Annotated in this window: 20 protein-coding genes; 18 read left to right on the top strand and 2 right to left on the bottom strand. The window is 41.1% G+C overall.

Annotated features, from left to right (window positions below; translation table 11 throughout):
• Positions 1 to 26: 26 nt before the first annotated feature.
• Positions 27 to 1,367 (bottom strand): chromosomal replication initiator protein DnaA, encoded by a 1,341-nt coding sequence (gene dnaA, locus AC59HZ_RS21015; RefSeq protein ID WP_496547723.1) that lies wholly within the window; start codon positions 1,365 to 1,367, stop codon positions 27 to 29.
• Positions 1,368 to 2,059: 692 nt separating this feature from the next.
• On the opposite strand from dnaA, the gene rpmH reads away from it, so the two are divergent.
• The 11 genes from rpmH (at position 2,060) to AC59HZ_RS20960 (ending at position 12,357) form a co-directional block, all read left to right on the top strand.
• Positions 2,060 to 2,194 (top strand): 50S ribosomal protein L34, encoded by a 135-nt coding sequence (gene rpmH, locus AC59HZ_RS21010; protein ID WP_066059809.1) that lies wholly within the window; start codon positions 2,060 to 2,062, stop codon positions 2,192 to 2,194.
• Positions 2,195 to 2,309: 115 nt separating this feature from the next.
• Complete coding sequence (gene rnpA / locus AC59HZ_RS21005; protein WP_496547722.1) at positions 2,310 to 2,657, top strand: ribonuclease P protein component; 348 nt, start codon at positions 2,310 to 2,312, stop codon at positions 2,655 to 2,657.
• Positions 2,658 to 2,796: 139 nt separating this feature from the next.
• Positions 2,797 to 3,570 carry a YidC family membrane integrase SpoIIIJ gene (gene spoIIIJ, locus AC59HZ_RS21000; RefSeq protein ID WP_496547721.1) on the top strand — a complete coding sequence of 258 codons (774 nt, stop codon included), beginning with the start codon at positions 2,797 to 2,799 and terminating at the stop codon, positions 3,568 to 3,570.
• Positions 3,567 to 4,190 carry an RNA-binding cell elongation regulator Jag/EloR gene (jag, locus tag AC59HZ_RS20995; RefSeq protein ID WP_496547720.1) on the top strand — a complete coding sequence of 208 codons (624 nt, stop codon included), beginning with the start codon at positions 3,567 to 3,569 and terminating at the stop codon, positions 4,188 to 4,190. Before spoIIIJ ends, jag begins: the two co-directional genes overlap by 4 nt.
• 255 nt (positions 4,191 to 4,445) lie before the next feature.
• A complete protein-coding gene (gene mnmE / locus AC59HZ_RS20990; protein ID WP_496547719.1) occupies positions 4,446 to 5,831 on the top strand; it encodes a tRNA uridine-5-carboxymethylaminomethyl(34) synthesis GTPase MnmE in 1,386 nt (461 codons plus the stop codon).
• A gap of 109 nt (positions 5,832 to 5,940) precedes the next feature.
• Positions 5,941 to 7,830, top strand: a complete 1,890-nt coding sequence (gene mnmG, locus AC59HZ_RS20985) for a tRNA uridine-5-carboxymethylaminomethyl(34) synthesis enzyme MnmG (protein WP_496547718.1) — start codon at positions 5,941 to 5,943, stop codon at positions 7,828 to 7,830.
• A 135-nt stretch (positions 7,831 to 7,965) separates the two neighbouring features.
• Positions 7,966 to 8,682, top strand: a complete 717-nt coding sequence (gene rsmG / locus AC59HZ_RS20980; protein WP_496547717.1) for a 16S rRNA (guanine(527)-N(7))-methyltransferase RsmG — start codon at positions 7,966 to 7,968, stop codon at positions 8,680 to 8,682.
• A gap of 101 nt (positions 8,683 to 8,783) precedes the next feature.
• Positions 8,784 to 9,665, top strand: coding sequence for a nucleoid occlusion protein (noc, locus tag AC59HZ_RS20975; protein ID WP_496547716.1), 882 nt, complete (start codon positions 8,784 to 8,786; stop codon positions 9,663 to 9,665).
• A 282-nt stretch (positions 9,666 to 9,947) separates the two neighbouring features.
• Complete coding sequence (locus AC59HZ_RS20970) at positions 9,948 to 10,709, top strand: ParA family protein (protein WP_496547715.1); 762 nt, start codon at positions 9,948 to 9,950, stop codon at positions 10,707 to 10,709.
• A complete protein-coding gene (locus tag AC59HZ_RS20965; protein WP_496547714.1) occupies positions 10,702 to 11,550 on the top strand; it encodes a ParB/RepB/Spo0J family partition protein in 849 nt (282 codons plus the stop codon). The genes AC59HZ_RS20970 and AC59HZ_RS20965 overlap by 8 nt, the downstream gene beginning before the upstream one ends.
• 90 nt (positions 11,551 to 11,640) lie before the next feature.
• On the top strand, positions 11,641 to 12,357 hold the full coding sequence (locus tag AC59HZ_RS20960; protein WP_496547713.1) for a DUF554 domain-containing protein: 717 nt from the start codon (positions 11,641 to 11,643) through the stop codon (positions 12,355 to 12,357).
• A gap of 34 nt (positions 12,358 to 12,391) precedes the next feature.
• Here AC59HZ_RS20960 and yyaC read toward each other — a convergent pair whose 3' ends face one another.
• Positions 12,392 to 13,006, bottom strand: coding sequence for a spore protease YyaC (yyaC, locus tag AC59HZ_RS20955; protein ID WP_496547712.1), 615 nt, complete (start codon positions 13,004 to 13,006; stop codon positions 12,392 to 12,394).
• Positions 13,007 to 13,284: 278 nt separating this feature from the next.
• On the opposite strand from yyaC, the gene AC59HZ_RS20950 reads away from it, so the two are divergent.
• The 7 genes from AC59HZ_RS20950 (at position 13,285) to rpsR (ending at position 19,204) form a co-directional block, all read left to right on the top strand.
• The gene (locus tag AC59HZ_RS20950) at positions 13,285 to 14,169 is read left to right on the top strand and encodes a mechanosensitive ion channel family protein (protein ID WP_496547711.1); all 885 of its coding nucleotides are present in this window, start codon (positions 13,285 to 13,287) and stop codon (positions 14,167 to 14,169) included.
• Positions 14,170 to 14,184: 15 nt separating this feature from the next.
• Positions 14,185 to 14,382 (top strand): DUF951 domain-containing protein, encoded by a 198-nt coding sequence (locus tag AC59HZ_RS20945; RefSeq protein WP_223595370.1) that lies wholly within the window; start codon positions 14,185 to 14,187, stop codon positions 14,380 to 14,382.
• A gap of 68 nt (positions 14,383 to 14,450) precedes the next feature.
• Positions 14,451 to 16,448: a molybdopterin-dependent oxidoreductase gene (locus tag AC59HZ_RS20940; protein ID WP_496547710.1), complete on the top strand. Its 1,998-nt coding sequence runs from the start codon at positions 14,451 to 14,453 to the stop codon at positions 16,446 to 16,448.
• A 126-nt stretch (positions 16,449 to 16,574) separates the two neighbouring features.
• Entirely contained in the window at positions 16,575 to 17,675 is a 1,101-nt protein-coding gene (ychF, locus tag AC59HZ_RS20935) for a redox-regulated ATPase YchF (protein WP_496547709.1), read from the top strand.
• 341 nt (positions 17,676 to 18,016) lie between these two features.
• Positions 18,017 to 18,304 (top strand): 30S ribosomal protein S6, encoded by a 288-nt coding sequence (gene rpsF / locus AC59HZ_RS20930; RefSeq protein WP_496547708.1) that lies wholly within the window; start codon positions 18,017 to 18,019, stop codon positions 18,302 to 18,304.
• A gap of 71 nt (positions 18,305 to 18,375) precedes the next feature.
• Positions 18,376 to 18,912: a single-stranded DNA-binding protein gene (gene ssb / locus AC59HZ_RS20925; RefSeq protein ID WP_496547707.1), complete on the top strand. Its 537-nt coding sequence runs from the start codon at positions 18,376 to 18,378 to the stop codon at positions 18,910 to 18,912.
• 52 nt (positions 18,913 to 18,964) lie between these two features.
• Complete coding sequence (rpsR, locus tag AC59HZ_RS20920; protein WP_024030263.1) at positions 18,965 to 19,204, top strand: 30S ribosomal protein S18; 240 nt, start codon at positions 18,965 to 18,967, stop codon at positions 19,202 to 19,204.
• Positions 19,205 to 19,275: the final 71 nt, after the last annotated feature.

Here is a 19,275-nt window from a genome sequence, read left to right as displayed (position 1 = left end):
GTCTTAGGGAGTTATTCACAATTTAGTTATATTTTCAACAGCTCATTCAATTCCTTCATTTGCTTTTGCAGCGTTGAATCAGATTGGAGGAGCTTAGATATTTTTTCATGAGCATGGATCACTGTCGTATGATCCCGGCCGCCGAACTCTTCTCCTATTTTAGGCAAAGAATAATCGGTTAATTCACGTGATAAATACATTGCAATTTGTCGTGGAAAAGCAACAGACTTTGTCCGCTTTTTGGCTTTAAAGTCTTCAAGTTTGACACTATAGTGCTCCCCGACGATCCGTTGAATATCAAGGATGGTGATGACCTTTGGCTTCGAGCTTGGAATGATATCCTTTAATGCCTCCGAAGCTAAATCCGCATTGATGTCTTTATTTATTAAAGATGAATAGGCAACGACTCGAATTAAGGCACCTTCTAGTTCCCTGATGTTTGTATCGATTTGATTGGCGATATAGAGCATGACTTCGTTTGGTATATCAAGTCCTTCGGCTTTTGCCTTTTTACGAAGGATGGCAATTCTCGTTTCTAAATCTGGCGGAGTAATATCGGTAATTAAACCCCACTCAAAGCGGGAACGCAGGCGATCCTCCAGTGTTGGAATTTCCCTAGGCGGCCGGTCACTTGAGATCACGATTTGCTTGCTTTCCTCATGGAGAGCATTAAAGGTATGGAAAAATTCTTCCTGCGTTGATTCTTTTCCGGCCAAAAACTGAATATCATCAATCAGAAGGACATCCACATTTCGATATTTATTGCGGAAGCTTTCCGCTTTATTGTCACGAATCGAGTTAATAAATTCGTTGGTAAATTTTTCGGACGATAAATAAACCACTTTTGCCGAAGGTTTATGATCTATTACATAATGGCCAATCGCATGCATTAAGTGGGTTTTCCCTAATCCAACGCCTCCATAAATAAAGAGGGGATTGTAGGCCTTTGCCGGCGCTTCAGCTACAGCAAGTGAGGCTGCATGGGCAAATCGATTGCCGGAACCGATAACAAACGAATCAAATAAGTACTTTGGATTTAATATGTTTGGTGAAAATTCCGCGTCGTCCTTTTTCGCCTTTTTTGGAGGCGTTGGCAGTTCGAGTTCTTCCTCTTTCTGATTTTGCGGAATAATAAACTTGGCCGATAATTCTTCTCCCGTTATTTCATAAAGAATTCCGGCAATTAACTGAGAGTAGCGTTCCTCCAGCCAATCGCGGGCAAATTCATTTGGAGCTGTCACGACAAGCAGATTGCCTTGAAGGGAATGAGCCTTTGTCGACTTTAGCCAAGTGTCAAAGCTTGGTTTGCTTATTTTCTTTTCTATATTGGCTAGAGCTGCATTCCAAAGATCCGCAATATTTTCCAACTAGTTTCCCTCCTTTTTTCTGTTTTTTTATATTTAAATACATTTCGCTGCTGTCTAACTCCGAAAAAAATTATTTGTATATGGAGTATTCTTTTCTCAACCAGGTATCCTATTCGACAAAGTTTTAGTGAAAATGGTTTGTCAGTCCAGGAGTAAAATCTATAAATTTAGCAATATACGAAACATTGGTTGTGGAAAACATATAATAAGGAAATAAAGTGGAGTTTCGACAATATCCACCCCTTGTGGACAAGTTTTTACAGAGACCTAGAATAACATGTCCACATGTTATCCACAATTTGTGGATAAGCATTTTTGGAGAAGAAGTTATTCAGAGTGAAAACACAAATATAATATCAAATAATAGCAAGGTATGCAACGGTTTTTAGAAGTTTATCCACAACTGTAACATTGTGTGTATAATAATTGTCCACAAGAATTGATTTTGTGAAAAAGCTGTCAATATCCTGTGTGGATAATGCGAAATATGTCGATTTTTTATCCACAGGTGCGGAAAAATGGATCTAAGATGAAATTTTTTTTCATAGCGTTCGTCTTAACGAATGCATGTAAAAAAATTTGGAAATAGGAAACAATAGATGGAGAGTGGTTGACAATTTGAGGTGGACATCTTTATAATAATTAAGACTGTCATTTGTAATTGAGAGTTATTCCTCGGGGAGGTGTCATATATGAAAAGAACGTACCAACCAAATAAACGTAAACACAGCAAAGTTCACGGATTCCGCAGTCGTATGAGCTCAGCAAACGGACGTAAGGTTCTTGCTCGTCGCCGTCGTAAAGGAAGAAAAGTATTATCAGCTTAGACCACTGAAACGTCTCAGTGGTCTTTTTTCTAATTAAAAGCTCCAGCGCCCCTAGGTGCTGGAGCTGGATAGCTATCAAAGTTCAAAGAACGTTATCAAGTGAAGGAGTTTTTTTATGAAAAAAGAATTCCGAATTAAAAAGAATAAAGAATTTCAAACAGCCTTCCAGAAGGGCCGTTCATTTGCAAATCGGCAATTTGTTGTCTATGCCTTATCAAAAGAAGAACAGGCTTATTTTCGAATTGGACTATCTGTCAGCAAAAAGATTGGTAATGCTGTTACAAGGAATCGGATTAAAAGATACCTTAGACAATCTGTTTTCGAACTTAAAGATCAGCTTGCTGCGGGAAATGATTTCGTAATTATTGCGAGGAAGCCTGCTGCTGAAATGGACTTTTTTGAGGTTAAAAAGAGCCTGACCCATGTTCTAAAGGTCGGCAAGGTTTTGAAGAAAAACTTTTAAGGCGATAATTGTAAAAGTAATGAAGACAATTCATTTAAATAAATGATAAAATACCTTTGATATATCCTAAAGAAATATATACATAAAAAGTTTACCTACACACTTTTTCACTATATATGTTGCAAGGAGGAAAAATTGGTTGAAAAAAAGAATATTACTTTCATTCGGCCTTCTTTCTGTTTTTCTGTTCCTCACAGGGTGCAGTGAAATAAAGAAGCCGATTACTGCCGAAAGTACGGGCTTTTGGAATGAGTACATTGTCTATCCCTTGTCCTGGGTAATTAAAGAAGGGGCTCATTTACTAGGCGGCAGCTTTGGTTTATCACTTATTGTCGTGACGATCTTAATCAGGCTGGCTATCTTGCCGTTAATGATCAAGCAGACAAGAAGCTCAAAAGCAATGCAGGCTTTGCAGCCGGAGATGAAAGCTCTTCGTGAAAAATATAGCTCGAAGGATCAAAAGACACAGCAAAAGCTACAGCAGGAAACGATGGCCCTTTTTCAAAAGCATGGCGTAAATCCAATGGCTGGATGTTTTCCGTTAATCGTGCAAATGCCAATCTTGATTGGTTTTTACCATGCCATTTCAAGAACAAGGGAAATTGCCCAAGACAGCTTTCTGTGGTTTGACCTTGGAGAAAAGGATCCATACTACATTTTACCAATAGTTGCAGGTATCACGACGTTTATTCAGCAAAAATTGATGATGGCCGGTCAGGAGCAGAATCCACAAATGGCAATGATGCTTTGGATGATGCCGATTATGATTGTCGTTTTTGCTTTTAATTTCCCAGCAGCTCTGTCCTTGTACTGGGTTGTCGGAAATATGTTTATGATTGTTCAAACCTATTTTATTAAAGGGCCGGATTTGAAGGCGCAAGCCACCGGCAAAGCGGGAGGAGCAAAAAAGTGAAACAGGTAACTGCTACAGGACAAACAGTCGAAGAAGCAGTAGAATCAGCTTTAGCTCAATTAAAGACAACAAAAGACCGCACAGATGTAGACATTATTGACGAAGGTAAAAAAGGGATTTTCGGTATTTTTGGTTCACGTCCAGCTGTTGTAAAGGTAACCGTCATTATCGATCCGCTTGAGGAAGCAAAGAAATTTCTTACTCAAGTAAGTGAACAAATGGGTGCCCCTGCGGAAATTGAAATCAAACGCGACGGCAAGCAAGTTCATTTCATCATGACTGGGGAAAAGATTGCGCTATTGATTGGAAAAAGAGGGCAAACGTTAAATTCATTGCAATATTTGACACAATTAGTGATTAACCGCTTTTCTAATCAGTATTTAACCGTTATATTGGACGCGGAAGATTACCGAAACAGACGAAATGAAACCCTTATTCAACTAGCACATCGTCTTGCTGAAAAAGCAGTCAAGACTGGGAAAGATGTTGCACTAGAGCCGATGCCTTCCTATGAGCGTAAAGTTATTCATTCCGCTTTATCCGAAAATAAACGCGTGAAAACTTTTTCCGATGGATCGGAGCCTCATCGATTTATTGTCATATCACCAGTAAGAAGATAAATAATTTACAAAGCATCCTACCTGAAAAAACGGTAGGATGTTTTTTTGTGCATAAATCTGAAGATGTTCCCTTATTTTTGTTTTATTGTTATTCACATGTGGATAAGTTAAAATAATAAATGGACAATAATGTACTGTGGATAATTTTTGACGAAAAGGTTTGCTTTTTTAACAGAAATCAATGTGGTATTCTAGTGTTTTGGATAAAAAAATAATTTTCATATATAAATATGGTTTTTAAGTGAGGTGAAGTGGATGGAGTTTGATACAATTGCGGCGATCTCAACGCCAATGGGTGAGGGAGCAATCGCCATCGTCCGGTTGAGCGGGGATGATGCGGTAAAAATAGCTGATAAGCTTTTTAGAGGGATTGGCGGAAAGAAGCTGTCTGAACAACTGACCCATACGATTCACTATGGCCATCTAATCGATGCGAAGAGCGGCGAAGTGGTTGAAGAGGTGATGGTTTCCGTGATGAAGGGGCCAAAAACCTTTACAAAAGAAGATGTAGTGGAAATTAACTGTCACGGCGGAATAGTCTCAGTCAATCGAGTCCTCCAGCATGTATTAAAAAATGGAGCAAGATTAGCGGAACCGGGTGAATTTACAAAAAGGGCATTTTTAAATGGACGGATCGATTTATCGCAGGCAGAAGCGGTCATGGATTTAATCAGAGCGAAAACAGACCGAGCCATGAATGTGGCCCTTGGCCAAATGGAAGGCCGCTTATCTAAGCTGATTAAACGACTGCGTCAGGAAATTTTAGAAATCCTGGCCCATATTGAAGTAAATATTGATTATCCGGAATATGACGATGTTGAAGAGATGACTCATACTATGCTGATGCCAAAAGCTCATATTGTCAGAGAGGAAATAACCAATCTTTTGCAAACATCTCAGCAAGGAAAAATTTTAAGAGAAGGCCTCTCCACTGTTATTGTCGGTCGGCCGAATGTTGGGAAATCCTCTTTATTAAACAGTCTGGTTCAAGAAAACAAGGCGATTGTCACTGATATACCAGGGACTACCCGCGATGTAATTGAAGAGTATGTCAATGTGCGCGGTGTACCGCTGCGACTATTGGATACGGCGGGAATCAGGGAAACAGAGGATATCGTCGAACGGATTGGTGTCGAACGGTCTCGACAGGTATTAAAAGAGGCAGATTTAATTTTGCTTGTGTTGAATTACTCAGACAAGCTGACAAAAGAGGATGAAAATCTATTCGAAGCGGTTAAAGGAATGGATGTCATCGTTATCGTCAATAAAACAGACTTGCCACAGCAAATTGATTTAGAACGGGTGAAGGAATTAGCGAAGGAGTATAAGCTAGTAACGACTTCACTTTTAGAAGACCGCGGTGTGGATGAACTGGAAGAGGCAATCTCCTCTTTATTCTTTGCTGGTTCACTTGAAGCAGGGGATATGACCTATGTTTCGAACAGCCGTCATATTGCGTTATTAAACCAAAGTTTAAACTCAATCGAAGAAGCAATCGAAGGTGTAGAAATGGGTACTCCGATTGATATTGTACAAATAGATTTAACAAGAACTTGGGAATTGCTTGGGGAAATCATCGGCGAAAGCGTCCATGAAAGCCTCATTGATCAGTTATTCTCACAGTTTTGTTTAGGGAAATAGAAAAGCGGAAGCGCCTTGATCAGGGTAAAAAGCAGTTCATTTTTTCCTAGGCGCTTGAGCTAGACAATAGTTAGGTTTCCGCTTATTGAGGCGGAAAAGGAGGTAACACATGCAATACGAAGCAGGCAGTTATGACGTGATTGTCATCGGTGCCGGTCATGCTGGCAGTGAGGCAGGCCTCGCAGCGGCAAGACTTGGTGCTAAAACATTAATGATTACAATAAATCTTGATATGGTTGCCTTTATGCCATGTAACCCATCGGTGGGTGGTCCTGCCAAGGGCATTGTCGTACGTGAAATCGATGCGTTAGGCGGAGAAATGGGCAAAAATATTGATAAAACCCATATCCAAATGAGAATGCTGAACACGGGCAAAGGGCCCGCCGTACGGGCACTAAGAGCGCAAGCGGACAAGTTTGCCTATCAGCATGAAATGAAAAAGACAATTGAAGATGAGCCGAATATGACGTTAATCCAAGGCATGGTCGAGCGGTTAATTGTCGAAGACGGAATTTGCAAAGGTGTTATTACCAAAACAGGCGCCGTCTATCGTTCAAAAACGGTTGTTATTACAACGGGTACCTTCCTGCGCGGGGAAATCATCCTTGGTGAATTAAAATATTCCAGCGGTCCGAATAATCAGCAGCCCTCCATTAAACTGTCTGAGCATTTAGAAGAGCTTGGCTTTGATTTGGTCCGTTTTAAAACAGGAACGCCGCCAAGGGTAAACAGTCATACGATTGATTACAGCAAAACGGAAATTCAGCCTGGTGATGAAACGCCAAGGGCCTTTTCCTATGAAACAACGAAATATATTACCGATCAGCTGCCATGCTGGTTAACCTATACAAATGAACATACACATCAGTTAATTGACAATAACCTGCATCGCTCACCGATGTATTCCGGGATGATTAAAGGAACAGGACCACGCTACTGCCCATCGATTGAGGATAAAGTCGTGCGTTTTAATGATAAGCCGCGTCACCAAATTTTCCTTGAACCCGAAGGCCGAAATACGCAGGAAGTGTATGTCCAAGGTTTATCGACAAGTCTTCCTGAAGACGTGCAGCAGCAAATTCTTAAAACCATTCCAGGCCTTGAAAACGTGCAAATGATGCGCTCAGGTTATGCGATTGAGTATGATGCGATTGTCCCTACACAATTATGGCCGACGCTTGAAACAAAAGTCGTGCAAAACTTGTATACAGCAGGGCAAATTAACGGCACGTCCGGATATGAGGAAGCGGCAGGCCAAGGCTTAATGGCGGGAATAAATGCCGGACTAAATGCGCTCGGCCGCGAGCAATTAGTGTTAAGCCGTTCCGATGCCTATATCGGTGTATTAATCGATGATTTGATTACAAAAGGAACAAATGAGCCATACCGATTACTAACCTCAAGAGCTGAATACCGCTTGCTGCTGCGTCATGATAATGCCGATTTACGTTTAACTGAAACCGGCCATGAAATTGGATTAATATCCGATGAACGCTATCAGAAATTTTTAGCGAAAAAAGACGCGATTGAGACAGAAAAGGAACGTTTACGCTCCATTATTTTAAAGCCTTCTGCTGAGGTGCAAGAACTTATAAGAAGCATCGGTGGCAGTGAATTAAAGGATGGAATCCGTGCCTCTGATTTGTTAAAAAGACCAGAAATGACGTATGCATTGCTGGAGACTCTAACTAAATCTGATGCTCCGCTTGATGGCGAAACAAAGGAACAAGTAGAAATTCAAATTAAGTATGAGGGATATATTGAAAAATCTCTGCAGCAAGTAGATCGCTTAAAGAAAATGGAGAATAAGAAAATCCCGGATAACATCGATTATGATGCAATTACAGGACTGGCAACAGAAGCAAGACAAAAACTAAAGCAGATCAAGCCGTTATCTCTTGCCCAGGCTTCTAGAATTTCCGGGGTAAACCCTGCGGATATTTCGATTTTGCTTGTATACTTAGAGCAAGGCCGGGTTGCAAGAATTTCTAATGAGTAAGAAAAGCGGAAGCGCCTTATACAGCCCTGACAAGCATAAGACGAGTCGGTGAGAAGGTTACTCTTTAACCTTCTTGCCGGATTGGCTTAGACCAAAAAGGGGCTAGGCGCTGGAGCTAGACAGTGAGGAAAATGTATGAATATTGATCAATTTCAAGCCAGCCTTCAGGAAAAGGGTATCACCCTAACTGACCGGCAGCTTGACCAATTTGAAAAATACTATGAAACTTTGGTTGAATGGAACGAAAAAATGAACTTAACGGCCATCACCGATAAGGAAGATGTCTATTTAAAGCATTTTTATGATTCCATTACGGCATCATTTTATTTTGATTTTTCCAAACCCTTTCATCTCTGTGATGTCGGGGCGGGTGCCGGATTTCCGAGCATCCCGTTAAAAATAGTTTTCCCGGAAATAGAAGTAACGATTGTCGATTCATTGAATAAGCGAATTTCCTTTTTAAACCATCTCGCTAACGTTTTGGAATTGGAAAATGTTCATTTTGTCCATGACCGCGCGGAAACCTTTGGGGTGAATCCGGAATATCGCGAAAACTTTGATGTTGTGACAGCAAGGGCTGTAGCAAGAATGTCAGTTCTGAGTGAGTTCTGTCTTCCGCTGGTCAAAGTCGGTGGGGATTTTATTGCGATGAAGGCCGCATCAGCGAAAGAAGAATTAGCAGTGGGTCAAAAGGCGATAACCACACTCGGCGGCAAGCTGGATAAAATGTTTACTTTTACATTGCCATTTGAAGAAAGTGAAAGAAGTATCTTAATAATAAAAAAAGAAAAACAGACGCCGAAGAAATATCCGCGGAAACCAGGGACACCAGGTAAAGCGCCAATCGAGTAATGGAAGGCTCGCAAATTTCGTGAAAATTACCTTGTTAGGCAGGAAGATATTATTCGTTTATAGAATTAGTAATAGGGAGTTTCGTAAAGGTGGTGTTGGGGATGAAAAATTCATTTACACGCTTTTTTGGCTTTGCCGATAAAGGAGAACAAGAGGTTGCGGTTGGTCTTGAGGAAGAAATAGAAGAAATCGAAGAAGTAGAAAGAAATGAAGAAATCAAAAAAATACCAATTGACCAAATAGTGCCTAACCGTTTTCAGCCGCGAACAGTATTTGATGAAGATAAGATTGAAGAACTATCACGAACGATTCACATACATGGTATCATTCAACCGATTGTAGTTAGAGAATTTGCAATTGGCAAATATGAGATAATCGCCGGTGAGCGCCGCTGGCGGGCCATGAAAAAACTAGGCTGGACAGAAGTGCCAGCCATCGTAAAAAATTTATCAGATACCGAGACGGCTTCTGTAGCGCTGATTGAAAATTTGCAGCGGGAAGAGCTATCGCCGATTGAAGAAGCGATTGCGTACGGAAAACTGCTCGAACTGCACAATCTGACGCAAGAAGCACTAGCACAGCGGCTTGGAAAAGGCCAGTCGACCGTTGCCAACAAATTGCGACTTTTAAAATTACCGCAGCCGGTACAGGAAGCCTTGTTAAATAAGATCATTACTGAGCGCCATGCACGTGCTCTGATTCCACTTAAGGACCCAGAGAAACAAGTCGCCCTCATGGCTGAGGTTATTGAAAGAAATCTAAATGTTAAGCAGACCGAGGAACGCGTTGTCAGACTGCTTGAACAAAAAAATGAGAAACCAAAGCCGAAACGCAAGGCATTTAGCAAGGATATGAGAATCGCTGTCAATACCATTCGTCAATCACTGACAATGGTAACTGACAGCGGGATTAATCTTGACGCTGAGGAAGAAGAATTTGACGAATTTTACCAATTCACAATTCGGATTCCAAAGAAAAAATAATATACAATTAGAGGAACCAGACAATCATATTGTTTGGTTCTTATTTTTTTGTTTAAAAAGCCAATTGTTGATTTTGCGATTAGAGCGGAAATCATCAGGCGAATTTAAAAGTAATCTATTGGAAAAATTAACTCATTGGAATATTTTTAGAAAACAAACAAAAACCTATCAATTTCATGTTAAAATATAGGAATGAAATTTTACTTTCTTTCTTTTATAGAGGATAATTTTTAATAGAATATGAGAATAAAATTTTTCAAGATATAAAGGGTAGGTGACATCGTGGGCAAAGTTCTTGCAATCGCGAATCAAAAAGGTGGAGTCGGCAAAACGACTACCTCTGTCAACCTAGGCGCCTGCTTAGCATACATAGGGAAACGTGTCTTATTGGTAGACATTGACCCGCAGGGAAATGCAACAAGCGGGATTGGAATTGAAAAGGCAGAAGTTGAACAGTGTATCTATGATGTTTTAGTAGACGATGTCGAAGTAAAAGACGTTATTAAACCATCATCTGTTGAAAATTTATACGCACTTCCAGCAACAATCCAGCTGGCTGGAGCAGAAATTGAACTCGTACCGACGATTTCCAGAGAGGTCCGTTTAAAACGTGCCCTCGGAGAAGTGAAAGATCAATTTGACTATATTATTATCGATTGTCCGCCATCTTTAGGCTTATTAACTATCAATGCATTAACGGCTTCCGATGCCGTTTTAATCCCAGTCCAATGTGAATATTATGCGCTCGAAGGCTTAAGTCAGCTCTTGAATACCGTAAGACTGGTGCAAAAGCATTTAAATCAAGATTTAAAAATTGAAGGAGTATTACTAACAATGCTTGATGCAAGGACCAATCTTGGCATTCAAGTTATTGAAGAAGTAAAAAAATACTTCCAGGACAAGGTTTATAAAACTATTATTCCTAGGAATGTGCGTCTAAGTGAAGCTCCAAGTCATGGGGAACCGATCATTACCTATGATGCAAGATCCCGTGGAGCAGAAGTTTATTTAGATTTAGCGAAGGAAGTGGTCTCAAATGGCTAAAGGATTAGGAAAAGGCCTTAATGCATTTTTTGCGGATGTCGGCAAAGAAGAAACAGTCCAAGAAATTAAACTTAAGGAACTGCGGCCGAATCCCTACCAGCCACGTAAAACCTTCCACCAAGAAACAATCGATGAATTAAAAGCGTCGATTTTAGAACATGGAATTTTACAGCCGCTCGTTGTCAGGAAAACGATTAAAGGCTATGAAATTGTTGTAGGTGAACGCCGTTTCCGAGCTGCTAAAGAAGCGAAGCTTGAAACGGTCCCGGCGGTAGTCCGCGAGCTTTCTGAACAGCAAATGATGGAATTGGCTGTCCTTGAAAATCTCCAACGGGAAGATTTAAATCCAATTGAAGAGGGAATTGCTTACCAAACGTTAATGGAAAAGCTGAAGCTGACACAGGAGGAAGTGGCGAAACGCTTAGGCAAAAGCCGGCCGCATATCGCCAACCATATCAGACTGCTCTCCCTCCCACCTCATATTCAAGAGTTGATTTCAACAGGAAAAATATCAATGGGTCACGGCCGTGCCTTATTAGGACTAAGACAAAAAGCTAAGCTTCCTGTTTTAATCGAAAAAATTATCAATGAAGCGTTAAACGTCCGACAGTTAGAAAAATTAATTCAACAATTAAATGAAAATGTTTCACGTGAAACAAAAAAGCCTGAAAAGAAAAAGGATGTTTTCATTCAGGAACGCGAGCATTCATTGCGTGAGCGCTTTGGCACATCAGTGAATATTAAACAAAATAAAAATAAAGGGAAAATTGAAATTGAATTTTTCTCACAAGAAGACCTGGAACGGATTCTTGAAATGCTTGGCCAGGAAGAATCGTTTTAAAACCATCCAAAGGGATGGTTTAATTTTTTATCTTAATATGATAGTTTAGTAATATTAATTATTTCGAAAGGCTAAACAAGGTGAAACATCATGTTTTTACTAGGAACAATAGTTAACGGACTATTAATTGTGATTGGCACTCTTCTCGGTAAGCTATTAAACCGAATTCCAGAGGGAATGAAAGTGACGGTCATGTATGCCATTGGCTTGTCCGTTATGGTTTTAGGATTGCAAATGGGCTTAAAAAGCGAAAATTTCCTTATTGTCATTATTAGTTTAGTAGTTGGTGCGGTAGTCGGTGAACTGTTAAAACTTGAGGATAAATTAAATGATTTGGGCATTTGGCTCGAAAAAAAGGTCGGTTCAAATGGTAAAGGCAGTATATCAGAAGGGTTTGTCACTGCTACCTTAATCTTTGTGATTGGCGCCATGTCAATTATCGGAGCTCTCGACAGCGGTATTCGCGGCGATCATGATGTATTGTATACGAAATCTTTGATTGACGGATTCACTGCGTTAATTTTAACAACGACACTTGGGATTGGCGTCATTTTTTCTGCGGTTCCTGTTGTGCTTTATGAAGGTTTGATCGCCTTATTCGCCACACAAATTGACCGTTTTGTCCCTCAGGCCTTAATGGATCAATTTATCGTGGAAATGACAGCAACAGGCGGTATTATGATTTTGGCCATCGGTCTTAATCTTACTGGAATGGTGAAAATTAAGGTCGCGAACCTCCTTCCTGGCATTGTAATCACGGGAATCATTGTCACGATTATTTACCTTTATCACACTTATTTACAATAAATGGAACAAACTAAAAGAGCACCAACGTGCTCTTTTAGTTTGTTTTCTCTTCATCTAACCATTTTAAATCGTTCCAGCGTTGCTTTGGATACAGGAGACTGGCTTCGTAAATTCCGCTGGCGATCGTTTTCGCCATTTTCATCACCAGATTTAACCGTGTATTTTGTAATACAAAGAACTCCATAAACCCGCTGACATTGACAATACCAGTGATATGGATATCGCCAACAGCAGGAAGTTCCTTGTTTACCCCGGCACCTGGCTTGACTGGGCCATGCCCAAGTTGAATCACGCCGACATTTTTCATCCGCCCTAAACAGGCATCGATTCCAATAATATACGGATCAACATGCTTAATATGAATTTCCTTTAGCTTTTCTGCTAAATTCACCGCATGGATCGGCTCATCTAATGTCCCATATACATAAAAAGATTTCAGGTTTTTTTCTTCAAGCAATGTTCCGACAAGTGGTCCTAATGAATCTCCGGTGGAGCGGTCAGTCCCAATACAAACAAACACGATCGGGCGGCTAGTCACTTTTGGAATGGTGGCCAGCAATTCCTCCGCCAAATTTTCGGATGCCTGATCATCATCATGAATGATGCGGGTCTTGCCCCTCCTGTCAAAAAAATTCGTTTTTAGATTCATTAATCCCACTCCCTACTCTAAGTCGGCCCTGTCTAGCTCCAGCGCCTAGGGGCTCGAGGTCATAAGCCAATCCGTCGAGAAGGTTAAAAAGCAACCTTCCCGCCGGCTCGTCTTATGCTTGTCGCCCCTGATCAAGGCGCTTCCGCTTTTCTAATTAGTATACGGAAAATTCAGTAAATCTATACATGAAGTGGATAGAAAATGAAAAAATCATAATGCTACAATGTAAGGAAGAAAATTGATAAAATAGATGTGTTTAGATTAAGGAAGGTGGATTTATGAGTCTAACTGAAAAAGGCATGCAAAAATTGATTAATAAATTCCAAAGTGAAGATACGTGGTTAAACCTTGGCGAAGGACTATTAAAAATTATCGCCATTATTATCATTTCCAATATATTAATCCGCATTGGAAAATTGGCCATTCACAACATATTTAAAATAAGAAACCTCTCTCCGCTCAGTACATCCGAACGACGCGAAGAGACCCTCTCAAAGCTTTTGGATAATATCCTTTCCTACGTGGTTTATTTTATTGCCTTTATGATGGTTCTTTCCGTTTTAGGAATCGATGTGAAGGCCCTTCTTGCCGGCGCAGGAATTGTCGGCTTGGCTGTAGGGTTTGGCGCACAAAGTTTGGTTAAAGATGTGATTACAGGATTCTTTATCATTTTTGAAGACCAATTTTCAGTCGGCGACCATGTCCGCATCGGACAGTTTGAGGGTACGGTTCAGTCAATTGGTTTGAGGACGACCAAATTAAAAAGCTGGACTGGTGAGGTCCATATTTTGCCAAATGGCAGCATAATGGAAGTAACCAATTTTTCCCTCAATAATAGCATTGCGATAATCGATGTCGGAATTGCTTATGATGAAGATATTGATAAGGCTGAGACAGTCATTAAAGATTTACTTACAAAAATGCCGGAACAATATGAGGAATTAGTAAAAGCTCCGGAATATTTAGGCATACAAAATTTTGGACCGTCAGAAGTAATGATTAGAATTATAGCGGAAACACTGCCAATGAAGCATGCTGCAGTTACGAGGAAAATAAGAAAAGATATCAAACTTCAACTAGATGCCAATGGAATTGAAATTCCATATCCACGCATGGTGATGTTCTCGAAAGATTCAAGTAATGTAAAAGAACCGAGTGTTTAAAGGATGGTGAGTCGGGTGGAGGAAAAAGAATTTGCTTTAAACGATGTGGTTGAAATGAAGAAACAGCATCCGTGCGGGACGAATCGCTGGAAGATTATCCGCATGGGGATGGATGTTCGTATTAAATGTGAAGGCTGCGGCCACAGTGTTCTTATTCCAAGAAGAGAGTTTTCAAGAAAAATGAAGAAAATTTTGGTTAAGCATGAAGAATAATTTTCATGCTTCTTTTTTTGGGATGCTGTATTATTCTTAGTAGATAAAATGATTTGGGGGGAGAGCGTATGGCAAAGATTATACAGTCGGCTTGTCCATTAAATTGCTGGGATAGCTGCGGTTTAAATGTAACAGTAGAAAATAATAAAGTAATAAAAGTCGACGGCGATCCATCCCATCCGATAACAAAGGGGAAAATTTGCGGCCGCGGCCGTCAGTTGGAAACAAGAACGAACTCGTCAAAAAGGTTATTGCAGCCTTTAAAAAAGATAAACGGTCAATTCGAACCAATAACCTGGGAGCAAGCACTTGGTGAAATCGCTGCAGAATTAATAGAAATCAAAGAACAGTACGGTACAACAGCGGTTCTTCACAGCCACGATTATGCCAATAACGGTATGTTGAAAAATTTGGATCAGCGTTTCTTTAATGCCTATGGCGGAGTAACGGATCTGTATGGCTCGCTATGCTGGGGAGCAGGGATTGAAGCGCAGAAATGGGATTTTGGCAGTGCCTACAGCCATGAACCGGCTGATATTTTTAATAGCAAAAACATCATTGTTTGGGGAAGAAATGTCGCGAGGACGAATATGCATTTCTACGAAAAGCTAATAGAGGCGAAAAAGCGCGGCGCAAACCTTTATGTGATTGATCCCCTTTTTAATGCGACAGCCAAAATTGCCGATCAACATATCACGGTTAAACCTGGAATGGACGGATTGCTGGCCGCTGGAATTATGAAAGAGATACTCCGCTTAGGTTTAGAGGATCAGTGCTTTATTGAACAGCATACACACGGCTATAAAGATTTAGAAGGGCTGCTTGGCAGCATTTCCCTTGAAAAAATAAGTGAAATGACAGAGGTTGCGGAAGAAACCATTACTCAGCTGGCTAGGATTTATGCGGATAAACCAACTTCCACTTATATGGGCTTAGGCTTGCAGCGATATCGAAACGGCGGGAATACCGTCCGCTTGATTGATGCCCTTGTTGCCGTCAGCGGGAATATCGGAATTGCCGGCGGCGGTGCCAATTATGCCAACCTACAAGTGGGGCAAAGCTTTGCCTTTGAGGAATTAACGCTTGCTGGCCGCAAACAAAATCATCGGCAATTTTCAATTATGAAGCAGGCAGAAGAAGTGCTTAAAGCTGCAGACCCGGAAATCCAAATGATTATCGTGACATGCGGGAACCCGTTGACTCAGGTGCCTGACACCCAAGTGGTTAAAGAGGCTTTTTCTTCAGTCAAGACGCTGGTTGTCATTGAACAATACATGACCGATACTGCACGAATGGCTGATTATGTATTGCCAACGACCACCTCATTTGAAGAGGAGGATTTTTACTACTCCTCGATGTACCATCATTATGTCAATTATGGTCCTAAGCTCGTCGACCCGCCGGGCGAAGCTAAATCCGATTTATGGATTTGGACACAATTAGCGGAAAAACTTGGATTTAGTGAGGAATTTGCTTTTTCCAGAGACCAATTCCTTGAGATGACGCTGAAACCATTGGCACAAAACGGGATTACGCTTGCCAAATTTAAAGAAAATCATACGGTGGAACTGCCGGTGGCTTACATTCCCTGGCAGGACAGGAAATTCCAAACACCAAGCGGTAAATTCGAATTTTCCTCTTCGCTTAAAGGGGATGAGGGTCTCTTGAAACTAGCCGTACCGGAAGAATCGAGTTGGGCGAATCCTGCTCTGGCGGAAAAATATCCCTATAGCCTGCTGACGATTCACCCGATGCGCTCCAATCATTCGCAAAACTATCATCTTTTCGCATTAAAGCCGCAATTAAAGGTAGAGATTGCTGAAAATATTGCCGCTGATTTGTCATTAAACAATGGTGATTATGTGCGGGTATGGAATGACCGCGGTGAAGTAAAAGGTTTTATTTCCATTTTTGCGAACGCCCACCCGGACACGATTAATATCGACGAAGGGATTTGGCAGGAATTTGGTGGGTCTGTTAATCTGCTGACATCCAACAGGGAATCTGATAATGGACTTGGCAGTACTTTATACGATTGTTTAGTAAATCTTGAAAAAATAAACTAACTGCCGTAATTGAAGCGGCAGTTGTCTTTTTTAATTCATATGCCTATAATTGTGAAAGGCTTGTCTTTATATTTAGCAACTAATTTTTATTCAAATAGATTTATTTTTCTAGAGGAGTGAACGTGAATGGCTTTAACAGCTGGTATTGTAGGTTTGCCGAATGTTGGTAAATCTACATTGTTTAATGCAATAACTCAAGCAGGCGCGGAATCGGCAAACTACCCTTTCTGTACCATTGATCCGAATGTTGGAATTGTAGAGGTTCCAGATTACCGATTACAAAAATTAACCGAGCTTGTCCAGCCGAAAAAGACGGTACCAACGGCTTTTGAATTTACTGACATCGCCGGGATTGTGAAAGGCGCAAGTAAAGGTGAAGGTCTGGGGAACAAGTTCCTTTCCCACATCCGCCAAGTGGATGCCATTTGCCAAGTAGTCCGCTGCTTTGCAGATGAAAACATTACCCACGTATCGGGGAAAGTGGATCCAATCGACGATATTGAAACGATTAATTTAGAATTAATCCTGGCTGATATGGAATCCGTTGAAAAGCGCATCGGCCGTGTGGAAAAATTGGCTAAGCAAAAGGATAAAGAAGCAGCAGCTGAATTTGAAGTCCTTGCGATGCTTCGTGATGCGTTTGAAGCAGAAAAACCTGCTCGTACCGTTGACTTTACAGAAGAACAAATGAAATTAGTAAAAGGACTGCATCTATTAACAATCAAGCCTGTCCTTTATGTAGCCAACGTGAGCGAAGATGATATTGCCGACCCATCAGAAAATGAATATGTTCAAAAGGTTCGGGAATTTGCCAAGGCTGATAACGCTGAGGTTATCGTAATTTGTGCCAAAATCGAAGAGGAAATTGCTGAACTAGAAGGTGAAGAAAAAGCGATGTTCCTTTCTGAGCTTGGCATTGAAGAATCCGGTCTTGACCAATTAATCCGTGCCGCCTATAGCCTGCTTGGTTTAGCTACTTATTTCACGGCAGGTGTTCAGGAGGTCCGTGCTTGGACCTTTAGAAACGGCATGAAAGCACCACAATGTGCCGGGGTTATTCACTCTGATTTCGAGCGCGGCTTTATCCGTGCTGAAACAGTTTCTTTTGATGATCTATTAGCTGCTGGCAGTCATAATGCGGCGAAGGAAGCTGGGAAAGTACGTCTAGAAGGTAAGGATTATATTGTGAAGGATGGAGACGTTATCCACTTCCGCTTTAATGTTTAGGCTAAGTAAAAGCACAATGTTAATCTTGCACTTCTGTTGATTGGAGCGGAAGGTGCGAGACTCCTGCGGGAGTACGGGACAGGAGAGACCCCGCAGGCGCTTTGCGCCGAGGAGGCTCTCCGAACCGCCCGCGGAAAGCGAAGCACCTGGAGCGGAAATCAACAGACAAGGTTAACACCGCACAAAATAGTGGCTCTGCAGCTTATGCAGAGCTTTTATATTGGCAAAAATGTGAAGGTCGTTGCTTTTCTTTTTTTCTTGTGCTATAATTTCAACTTGTGAGTAATGAATAATTGCTCCTTGCCCATTCGGGCCGTTTAGACCAAAAGGAGGTGACTGTGATGAATAAGTACGAAATCATGTACATCATCCGCCCAAATATTGAAGATGAAGCGAAGAAGGCTCTAGTTGAGCGTTTCAACACAATTCTTCTTGATAACGGTGCGGAAACTGCTGAAACAAAGGATTGGGGTAAGCGCCGTCTAGCTTACGAAGTCAACGATTTCCGTGACGGATACTACCAAATCGCTAAAACTACAACTTCAGCTGCTGCAGTACAAGAATTTTCTCGTCTTGCAAAGATCAGCGAAGATATCATTCGCCATATCGTAATTAAAGAAGAAGAATAAGATTTATATATATTTCTTGGTAAAAATGTTCCACGTGGAACATCTTTCCAAAAGAAAAGGAGTTGATTCTGATGATGAATCGTGTCGTGCTTGTTGGCCGTTTAACAAAAGATCCTGATTTGCGTTATACACCAAATGGGGTTCCTGTTGCTACCTTTACTTTAGCAGTTAATCGACCATTTTCTAGTCAGGCAGGAGAGCGTGAAGCAGACTTTATTAACTGTGTTGTTTGGCGTAAACCTGCTGAAAATGTGGCGAACTTCTTGAAAAAGGGCAGCCTTGCAGGTGTCGATGGCCGCATTCAAACCCGCAACTATGAAGGACAAGATGGTAAACGTGTATACGTTACAGAGGTTCAAGCAGAAAGTGTTCAATTTCTAGAGCCTAAATCTTCTTCTGGCGGCGGCGGTGGAAGAGGCAACGATTATTACGGAGCTCCTCCAATGGAACCACAAGGTAATCCATATGGCAGCAGCAATCAGAATCAACGTCCTAATCAGAATCAGAATCAGAATCAAAACCAAAACCGAGGGTTTACCCGCATGGATGAAGATCCGTTTGCAGGAAATGGTCAAATTGACATCTCTGATGACGATCTACCATTTTAAAAAAACCTTTTAAAACGTAACGATATAAAAAACGATAAAGGAGGGAATTTTCATGGCAGGAGGACGTAAAGGCGGTCGCGCAAAGCGTCGTAAAGTGTGCTATTTCACAGCAAATGGCATCTCTCGCATCGATTACAAAGATGTGGATTTACTAAAGAAATTCATCTCTGAGCGTGGAAAGATTTTACCACGTCGTGTAACTGGTACAAGCGCTAAATACCAACGTAAACTAACAGTTGCAATCAAACGTGCACGTCAAATGGCATTATTACCATTCGTAGCAGGTGAATAATAAAGCGTAAGGCAGCAGGGGCTCTTCCCTTGCTGCCTTTTTTATAAGGTTGAATACAACCTAATATCTAG

The sequence above is a fragment of the Neobacillus sp. DZ-9 genome, assembly GCF_059587065.1.
Note: the sequence above shows the minus strand (reverse complement) of the source record. Positions and strands in the feature narration are given on the sequence as shown.

What these genes read in the sequence shown, in the direction of transcription:
- rpmH (WP_066059809.1), top strand. Translation starts at nt 2,060, where the DNA reads ATGAAAAGAACGTACCAACCAAATAAACGTAAACACAGCAAAGTTCAC.
- rnpA (WP_496547722.1), top strand. Translation starts at nt 2,310, where the DNA reads ATGAAAAAAGAATTCCGAATTAAAAAGAATAAAGAATTTCAAACAGCC.
- mnmE (WP_496547719.1), top strand. Translation starts at nt 4,446, where the DNA reads ATGGAGTTTGATACAATTGCGGCGATCTCAACGCCAATGGGTGAGGGA.
- mnmG (WP_496547718.1), top strand. Translation starts at nt 5,941, where the DNA reads ATGCAATACGAAGCAGGCAGTTATGACGTGATTGTCATCGGTGCCGGT.
- rsmG (WP_496547717.1), top strand. Translation starts at nt 7,966, where the DNA reads ATGAATATTGATCAATTTCAAGCCAGCCTTCAGGAAAAGGGTATCACC.
- noc (WP_496547716.1), top strand. Translation starts at nt 8,784, where the DNA reads ATGAAAAATTCATTTACACGCTTTTTTGGCTTTGCCGATAAAGGAGAA.
- AC59HZ_RS20965 (WP_496547714.1), top strand. Translation starts at nt 10,702, where the DNA reads ATGGCTAAAGGATTAGGAAAAGGCCTTAATGCATTTTTTGCGGATGTC.
- AC59HZ_RS20960 (WP_496547713.1), top strand. Translation starts at nt 11,641, where the DNA reads ATGTTTTTACTAGGAACAATAGTTAACGGACTATTAATTGTGATTGGC.
- yyaC (WP_496547712.1), bottom strand. Translation starts at nt 13,006, where the DNA reads ATGAATCTAAAAACGAATTTTTTTGACAGGAGGGGCAAGACCCGCATC.
- AC59HZ_RS20950 (WP_496547711.1), top strand. Translation starts at nt 13,285, where the DNA reads ATGAGTCTAACTGAAAAAGGCATGCAAAAATTGATTAATAAATTCCAA.
- AC59HZ_RS20940 (WP_496547710.1), top strand. Translation starts at nt 14,451, where the DNA reads ATGGCAAAGATTATACAGTCGGCTTGTCCATTAAATTGCTGGGATAGC.
- ychF (WP_496547709.1), top strand. Translation starts at nt 16,575, where the DNA reads ATGGCTTTAACAGCTGGTATTGTAGGTTTGCCGAATGTTGGTAAATCT.
- rpsF (WP_496547708.1), top strand. Translation starts at nt 18,017, where the DNA reads ATGAATAAGTACGAAATCATGTACATCATCCGCCCAAATATTGAAGAT.
- ssb (WP_496547707.1), top strand. Translation starts at nt 18,376, where the DNA reads ATGATGAATCGTGTCGTGCTTGTTGGCCGTTTAACAAAAGATCCTGAT.
- rpsR (WP_024030263.1), top strand. Translation starts at nt 18,965, where the DNA reads ATGGCAGGAGGACGTAAAGGCGGTCGCGCAAAGCGTCGTAAAGTGTGC.